Raw genomic sequence first — 5,859 nt, 5'->3', positions numbered from 1 at the left:
AAGTGCCCGCCGCGGCGAACTCCTCGGCGATCGCACGGGCCTCTGCGGCCGTGCTCGCCACCTTCCCCTGGGGTACGGGAACCCCGTACTCTGCGAAGAGTTCCTTCGCCTGGTATTCGAACAGGTCCACGAGGGTCCGTCCTTGTAACTCGCTGGGTGCAGTCTTCTGCGGAGGCCGTATGGCACAACCGGTGGGAACCTTCGCGGAGCCGACCGCGTTGAGGAACGTCGATATTCCCTCCGCACCATGCGGAAGCTTAGCCCTCCCGGCCCTCGTCAGCCGACATCGGGGCGGCGGTGACCAGTGCCACCGCACCGCGGCGGCCCCCGCGCACCGCGCGCGGCCAGGGACTGCGGTGAGAAGCCGTGTGACCGGTCACACCGCTGTTCACAGCGCCCCGGCCACCTGCTCCCAGCCCATCCGGACCAGCAGCGCCACCACCACGACCACCAGCACGACGCGCACGAACCCGGTGCCGCGCCGCAGCGCCATGTGCGCGCCGACCTGCGCCCCCACCACGTTGCACGCGGCCAGCCCCAGGCCGAGCAGCCACAGCACGTTGCCGTGCCAGGCGAACACCGCCAGCGCGCCCAGGTTGGTGGCCGTGTTGACGATCTTCGCCGACGCCGAGGCGCTGACGAAGTCGAGCCCGGTCACCGTGGTCAGCGCGATGATCAGGAACGTCCCGGTGCCGGGGCCGATGATGCCGTCGTAGAACCCGACGCCGGCCCCCGCGAGCAGCACGGCGGCGACGATCCGGTTCGGGGTCAGCCGGGAGGGGTCGGCGACGGCGCCGATGGTGGGCCGGGCCACCACCAGGACGAGGACCACGGCCAGCACCACCATGACGATGGGGCGCAGCGCGTCGGAGGAGATCGACCCGGCGAGCGCGGCGCCGCCGCCCGCGCCGAGGAGCGCCAGGCCGGCGGTCGGCCACACGATCCGGGGTTCCAGGCGCAGCCCGCGCGCGTAGGTGAGGGCGGCCGAGGAGGTGCCGAAGATCGCGGCGAGCTTGTTGGTGCCCAGCAGCTGGGCGACCGGGGTGCCCGGGAAGGCCACGAGGAGCGCGGGCAGCAGGAGCAGTCCGCCGCCGCCCACCACCGCGTCGATCCAGCCGGCGGCGGCCGCGGCGACGAGCAGCAGCGCGATGACGTCGAGTCCGGCGTCCACCGGGGTTACCCGCGCACCGGTGCGGGCGCGGCCGGGCCGCGGGAGGGGAGGGTGAGGGGAGTCGTCACGTGCGCCGAGTCTAACCAGCGCCCGGTTCGCCCCGTTCGCCCGGTCCGGGGTCGTGCGGCGGTCGCCCTTCGCGGCCGCCGGGCGGGGACCGCCTAACCGGCCGCGTGCGCCGGGCGGATGTTGTCGCGGACCCACGCCCCGATCTCGGCGGTGGTGGCGCCCGGTGTGAAGATCCTCACCACACCCATGCGCTCCAGCTCGGGGATGTCGGCCTCGGGGATGATGCCGCCGCCGAACACCCGGATGTCGGTGGCGTCGTGCTCGCGCAGCAGCTCCATGACCCGGGCGAAGATCGTCATGTGCGCGCCGGACAGCACCGACAGGCCGATGGCGTCGGCGTCCTCCTGGAGCGCGGCGTTCACGATCATCTCGGGGGTCTGCCGCAGGCCCATGTAGATGACCTCCACACCCGCGTCGCGCAGCGCCCGCGCCACGACCTTCACCCCGCGGTCGTGCCCGTCGAGACCCGGCTTGGCCACCACGACCCGAACCGCCGATGACGCACCCATGTCCAGCCCCTTCGCCTTCAGGCGCCCGCGCCGGTCCTTGTGGGAGGCGGCGGGCAGCGGCACGCGAACCCGAGTGCAGCGTAACCCAGGTCACTCTCCTCATGAACGCGCGGGTGCCGGGTAGGTCCCCGGCATGAGCGACGAACTCACCGCCCTCGACCGGCTGCCCGCCACCGAACTGCGCGAGCGCGCCGTCGCCCTCGCCCGGCGCCGCTGGGACGTCGCCTTCTTCTGGCGGCTGCTGCAGAGCCTGCCCGCCGCCGAGGCCGCCGCCGGCAACCTGGAGGCGAGCGAGGCGGGCGTCGCCCAGGCGTCGGGCCTGTTCTACGACGCCCTCGGCGCCGACGACGACCCGCGCGTCCAGGAGGCACTGCGCCCGATCTACGTCGACTACCTCACCGAGCACGCCGACGCCGCCGAGGCCCGCACCGATCGCACCGACCCCGCCGGCCCGACCACCCCACCCGACGGCACCGGCGGCGTCTGACCCGCACCGGGGCGGGCGCGGTGGTGCGGCGGACGGCAACGGGTCGGTGTCCGGGACGGATCGACGCACGGTCAGACCCAGCGGCACGGCCGGGCGCCCCCACCGCCGACCGAACCCCCAGGTCAGCCCCCCATCCGACGGAGCAGGCGGCGCCCGACCCGCACCGCGCCCGGGTCCCGGGGCGGGCGGGGCGACGCGGCGAGCGTGAGCAGGACGACGCCCGGGACGGGTCGGCGTCAGGGACGGGTCGGCGGAACGGGTCGACGCACGGTCAGACCCACGGCAGGCGCAACGGCTCGGCCGGGCGGTCGCCCGCCGCCAACCGGACCGCCAGGTCGGCCAGCCCCACGGGGAACACCGTGCGTCGGCCGCGCGCAGCTCCGCAGGGCTCCACCAGCGGACCTCGTGCACGTCGGCGCGCTCGGCGGCCGCCATCGCGGACAGGTCCACCCCGGCGGACCCGGCGCGGGCGGCGAAGTACCAGTTGACCGTCGTATAGGCCACGCCGTCCACCGACCAGGGCCCGGAGTCGACGGCGACCGCCCCGCCCAGCGCGGCGGGGGTGAACCGGTGGCCGGTCTCCTCGGCCAGCTCCCGCGCCGCCGTCTCCGCCGGGGACTCCCCCGGGTCGATGCCGCCGCCGGGGGTCAGCCAGCCGTCGCACGCCCACGGGTCGGGCAGCAGGTGCCGGAACAGCAGCACCCGGCCGTCGGGGGCGAGCAGGATCACGCGGGCGGTGTCGCGCCGCACGGGCTCCGTCATCCCCCGATCCTGCCCCGCCGCCCCCGCTGTCGGCCACACCCGCGAGGCCACACCCGCCTCCCCGCCCGACGGCGGCCCCCTTCCTGCGCCGCCCCCGGCCCCCGCGCCCGCCCACCCGGCGCTGTGGGCCTGGGCGCGCTACCGGTTCAGGGGGCGCGGATGCCCCACCGCCACCGGTTGTGGGCGCGCGACGGCCGCGGGCTCGCGGCCCGCGGCCTCGGCTGGAGCCTGGCCGGGGTCCCCGCCCCATCGCCGTGTCCGCGATCACCGCCGTGGTCATCCCCACCGCCACCGGCGGTCGACCCCCTGGTCCGTCGAGTCCACCACCGCGGGGCCGGTCCCAAGGCCGTCGAGAACCTCGCGGGCATGTTCCTCATCCGGACCCTGACCTGGGCCCCCGCCACCTCCTCGGCCAACACGATCGCGCGGCGACGCCGCGTCGGCACGGACCGCCCCCCGGACGCCCGCCTACGCTGACACCTGGCCGCTGCATACCAGGCCGCGGGCCGACGCGCGGAACTCCCGCGGCGATCCCGGCGACGGCGACGGTCATGTCCGATAACCGCTAGCGTGGGGGGTCGGGGGGCAACGAGGATGGGGCGTGTGATGGACGACGACCAGCGCTACCTCGCGGTCCGCAGCGGCGACGCCCGCTTCGACGGGGTGTTCTTCGTCGCGGTGACCAGCACGGGCATCTACTGCCGCCCGAGCTGCCCCGCCGTGACCCCCAAGCGCGAGAACACCCGGTTCCACCCGAGCGCGGCGGCGGCGCAGGCCGCCGGGTTCCGCGCCTGCAAACGCTGCCGCCCCGACGCCTCCCCCGGCTCCCCCGAGTGGAACGTGCGCGCCGACGTCGTCGGCCGCGCCATGCGGCTCATCGCCGACGGCGCCGTCGACCGCGACGGCGTCGGCGGCCTGGCCGCCGCCCTCGGCTACAGCGAGCGCCAGCTCAACCGCCTGCTCGCCGCCGAACCCGGCGCCGGCCCGCTGGCCCTGGCCCGCGCCCAGCGGGCGCAGACCGCCCGGGTCCTGGTCGAGACCACCGACCTGACCATGAGCGAGATCGCGTTCGCGTCCGGGTTCTCCAGCATCCGCCAGTTCAACGACACGGTCCGCGCGGTGTTCGCCCGCAGCCCCACCGAGCTGCGCCGCGCCTCCGCCCACCGCGACGGCGCGCCCCCGCCGGGCACGGTCGCCCTGCGGCTGGCCTACCGGGAGCCGCTCGACCTCGACCGCCTGTTCGCGTTCCTCGGCGCCCGTGCCGTGCCCGGCGTCGAGGAGTACGCCGACGGCGTGTACCGGCGGGTGCTCCGGCTGCCGCACGGGTCCGGCGTCGCAGAACTGCGCGCCGGCGCCGCCCCCGGCCACGTCCGGTGCCTGCTCGCCCTGGACGAGGTGCGCGACCTCGGCGCCGCCGTGCAGCGGTGCCGCCGCCTGCTCGACCTCGACACCGACCCCGAGGCCGTGTCCGGCGTCCTGGGCGCCGACCCGCTGCTCGCACCGGCCGTCGCCCGCGCCCCCGGGCTGCGGGCGCCCGGCCACGTCGACCCGGCCGAACTCGCGGTGCGCGCCGTCATCGGCCAGCAGGTGTCCGTCGCCGCCGCCCGCACCGTCGCCGGCCGCCTCGTGGAGCGCTACGGCAAGCCGCTGACCGCCCCCAGCGGGGGCCTCACCCACACCTTCCCCGACCCCGACACCCTCGCCGCCGCCGACCCCGCCGACCTGCCCATGCCGCGCGGCCGCGCCCGCGCGCTCGTGGCGCTCAGCGCCGCCATCGCGGCGGACGACGTCGACCTCGGCCCCGGCGCCGACCGCGACGCGGCGGCGGCACGGCTGCGCGCGCTGCCCGGCATCGGCCCGTGGACCGCCGACTACATCCGCATGCGCGCCCTCGGCGACCCCGACGTGTTCCTCGCCACCGACCTGGGCGTCCGCCACGCGCTGGACCGCCTCGGCCACCCCGGCGACCCCCGCTCCGCCGAACGCGCCGCCCGCGCGTGGAGCCCCTGGCGCTCCTACGCCACCCACCACCTGTGGGAGTCCCTGTCCGCGCCCGCCGCCGCGCCCGCGTGACACCGCACCGCACCCGCGTGCGCGCCGCCGACCGTCCGCGCGACACCGCTCCCGCCGCCCGCCACCCGCCGCCGACCGAGGGGAAACCCGACATGACCGCCACCGCGCCCACCGACGAGGGCATGCTCCCGTTCGACGTCGCCGCTCCCGCCGCCCCGTACGTGGAGTTCGCCGACCCCGCCGACGCCCCGACCCGCTACACCGTGCTGCCCTCACCCATCGGCGAACTGCTCGTCACCAGCGACGGCACGTCCATCACCGGACTGTGGATGGGGCCCGCCGAGGGCACGCCCGCCGCGATCGACCCGGAGTGGCGCCACGACCCCGGCGTGTTCCGCGCGGCCGAGGAGCAGCTGCGCGCCTACTTCGCCGGGGAGCTGCGCGACTTCACCCTGCCGCTCGCGCCGCGCGGCACCCGGTTCCAGCGCCTCGTCTGGCGGGAGCTCACCACCATCCCGCACGGGCGGACCGTCACCTACGGGGCCATCGCCGCCGCGATCGGCCACCCCAACGGGTCGCGCGCCGTGGGCATGACCAACGGGCGCAACCCGATCTCCATCATCGTGCCGTGCCACCGGGTCATCGGGGCCAACGGCAAGCTCGTCGGCTACGGCGGCGGGCTGCCCCGCAAGGAGCGCCTGCTGCGACTCGAACGCACCGGCCGACTCTGACCGCACCCGGCCGGGCCGCCGGAACACCCCCGGCGGCCCGGCCGCTACCGTGACCGAGTGCCCCCCGAGAACCCGCCGCGACCCCCCGAGCCGGCCCCTGAGGGGCCCGGCGCCCCG

The 5,859-nt window shown here is 76.6% G+C and carries 7 protein-coding genes and 1 pseudogene; 3 read left to right on the top strand and 5 right to left on the bottom strand.

Features of this window, described 5'->3' with window-relative positions; all coding sequences use genetic code 11:
* The 3 genes from NT8_RS28995 to NT8_RS26750 all read right to left on the bottom strand — a co-directional run.
* On the bottom strand, positions 1-130 hold a 130-nt coding region (locus NT8_RS28995; RefSeq protein ID WP_369406315.1), incomplete at its 3' end, for an ATP-grasp domain-containing protein.
* Between the two features lie 258 nt (positions 131-388).
* Positions 389-1,171 carry a TSUP family transporter gene (locus NT8_RS26755; protein WP_067975499.1) on the bottom strand — a complete coding sequence of 261 codons (783 nt, stop codon included), beginning with the start codon at positions 1,169-1,171 and terminating at the stop codon, positions 389-391.
* 161 nt (positions 1,172-1,332) lie between these two features.
* Complete coding sequence (locus tag NT8_RS26750; RefSeq protein WP_067975505.1) at positions 1,333-1,749, bottom strand: cobalamin B12-binding domain-containing protein; 417 nt, start codon at positions 1,747-1,749, stop codon at positions 1,333-1,335.
* A gap of 133 nt (positions 1,750-1,882) precedes the next feature.
* Between NT8_RS26750 and NT8_RS26745 the strand changes: the two genes are divergently transcribed.
* Entirely contained in the window at positions 1,883-2,236 is a 354-nt protein-coding gene (locus NT8_RS26745; protein WP_067975496.1) for a hypothetical protein, read from the top strand.
* A 271-nt stretch (positions 2,237-2,507) separates the two neighbouring features.
* On the opposite strand, the gene NT8_RS31390 is transcribed toward NT8_RS26745, so the two are convergent.
* Together NT8_RS31390 and NT8_RS31110 are read right to left on the bottom strand one after the other, a co-directional pair.
* Entirely contained in the window at positions 2,508-2,630 is a 123-nt protein-coding gene (locus NT8_RS31390) for a hypothetical protein (protein WP_281203540.1), read from the bottom strand.
* A 35-nt stretch (positions 2,631-2,665) separates the two neighbouring features.
* Positions 2,666-2,998 (bottom strand): annotated as a pseudogene (locus tag NT8_RS31110) (NUDIX domain-containing protein); the annotation flags it as partial.
* A gap of 606 nt (positions 2,999-3,604) precedes the next feature.
* Here NT8_RS31110 and NT8_RS26740 point away from each other — a divergent pair.
* Both NT8_RS26740 and NT8_RS26735 read left to right on the top strand, forming a co-directional pair.
* Complete coding sequence (locus NT8_RS26740) at positions 3,605-5,071, top strand: DNA-3-methyladenine glycosylase 2 (protein ID WP_084469311.1); 1,467 nt, start codon at positions 3,605-3,607, stop codon at positions 5,069-5,071.
* Positions 5,072-5,163: 92 nt separating this feature from the next.
* Complete coding sequence (locus NT8_RS26735; RefSeq protein ID WP_245646349.1) at positions 5,164-5,742, top strand: methylated-DNA--[protein]-cysteine S-methyltransferase; 579 nt, start codon at positions 5,164-5,166, stop codon at positions 5,740-5,742.
* Positions 5,743-5,859: the final 117 nt, after the last annotated feature.

It is taken from the genome of Nocardiopsis trehalosi NBRC 14201 (assembly GCF_001552555.1).
Classification (GTDB): Bacteria; Actinomycetota; Actinomycetes; order Streptosporangiales; family Streptosporangiaceae; genus Nocardiopsis_B; species Nocardiopsis_B trehalosi.
This window is presented reverse-complemented; position numbering and strand designations above follow the sequence as displayed.

Coding starts and splice junctions, on each gene's coding strand:
- NT8_RS26750 (WP_067975505.1), bottom strand. CDS start 1,749: ATGGGTGCGTCATCGGCGGTTCGGGTCGTGGTGGCCAAGCCGGGTCTC.
- NT8_RS26745 (WP_067975496.1), top strand. CDS start 1,883: ATGAGCGACGAACTCACCGCCCTCGACCGGCTGCCCGCCACCGAACTG.
- NT8_RS26740 (WP_084469311.1), top strand. CDS start 3,605: ATGGACGACGACCAGCGCTACCTCGCGGTCCGCAGCGGCGACGCCCGC.
- NT8_RS26735 (WP_245646349.1), top strand. CDS start 5,164: ATGACCGCCACCGCGCCCACCGACGAGGGCATGCTCCCGTTCGACGTC.